This window comes from Paucibacter hankyongi (genome assembly GCF_037482915.1).
Taxonomy (GTDB): domain Bacteria; phylum Pseudomonadota; class Gammaproteobacteria; order Burkholderiales; family Burkholderiaceae_C; genus Paucibacter_A; species Paucibacter_A hankyongi.
Genome location: NZ_JBBHJX010000037.1, coordinates 1 through 928, shown reverse-complemented (window position 1 = coordinate 928; position 928 = coordinate 1). Strand labels below are relative to the sequence as shown.

The window sequence follows — 928 nt, the reverse complement described above, 5'->3', positions numbered from 1 at the left end:
AAACAAGGACTCAAGGCCTGGATTTGGGCTGATGTTGCGGTCTTGTTTGAGTCTTCACAATTCGTTCCAAGTTGTTACGAATCGTGAAGTCCAAAACCTGGAGCCGCCAAATGAACGCAGACCAAATCCTCGCCGAAATCCGTGAAGCCAATCTGTCTTACCTGATGCTGGCGCAGAACCTGATCCGCGCTGACCGTGAGCAGGCCCTGTACCGTTTGGGCATCTCGGAAGACACCGCCACGCTGATCGCCACGCTGAGCCCGGCCCAGTTGATGAAGATTGCCTCCGGCAACACCCTGCTGTGCCGCTTCCGCATGGACGACGACCTGGTCTGGGGCTTGCTGACCAGCCACGGCAAGTCGGCCGCCAACGACGGCGTGTCTCGCTTGCACGCTTCGATCCTGATGGCCGGCCGCCACCAAGAAGCCGCCTGATTCCAGAATCTCTCCGAACCTCTTTCTGACCGAGACCCCATCATGCGCAACAAGAGCATCGTGACCGAAGCCCGCCAAATCGAACGTGCGGTGACCCTGATCAACCTGGGCGCGCGCCTGCAGGTCTTGGAGTCGGAAACGGATATGTCTTACGAGCGCCTGCTGCGCCTGTACAAGGAAGTCTCGGGCAAGAGCCCCAGCAAGGGCCAGCTGCCGTTCTCGACAGACTGGTTCATGACTTGGCAGCCGAACATCCATGCTTCTCTGTTCTTGAATGTGCATGAGTACCTGAACAAGGTCTCGGAGCTGGACGAGATTGATGCGGTCATCAAGGCCTACCAGCTCTACCAAGAACAAACCCAGGCGCAAGGCCTGGAAGCGATGTTGTCCATCACCCGCGCTTGGCGCTTGGTGAAGTTCATCGACAACGGCATGCTGACCATGACCAAGTGCTCGGACTGCGGCGGCCACTTCGTCACGCACCCGCACGAGAT

General features: G+C 58.3%; 2 protein-coding genes. Both read left to right on the top strand.

Features of this window, described 5'->3' with window-relative positions; translation table 11 throughout:
- Nucleotides 1-110 precede the first annotated feature (110 nt).
- Entirely contained in the window at nt 111-434 is a 324-nt protein-coding gene (gene flhD, locus WG899_RS22270; RefSeq protein ID WP_263539864.1) for a flagellar transcriptional regulator FlhD, read from the top strand.
- Between the two features lie 42 nt (nt 435-476).
- Nucleotides 477-928: flagellar transcriptional regulator FlhC (gene flhC, locus WG899_RS22265; RefSeq protein ID WP_339597825.1), on the top strand; the 452-nt coding region annotated here is incomplete at its 3' end.

Excerpts from the sequence above, each read along its gene's own strand:
- flhD (WP_263539864.1), top strand. The coding sequence starts at position 111 with ATGAACGCAGACCAAATCCTCGCCGAAATCCGTGAAGCCAATCTGTCT.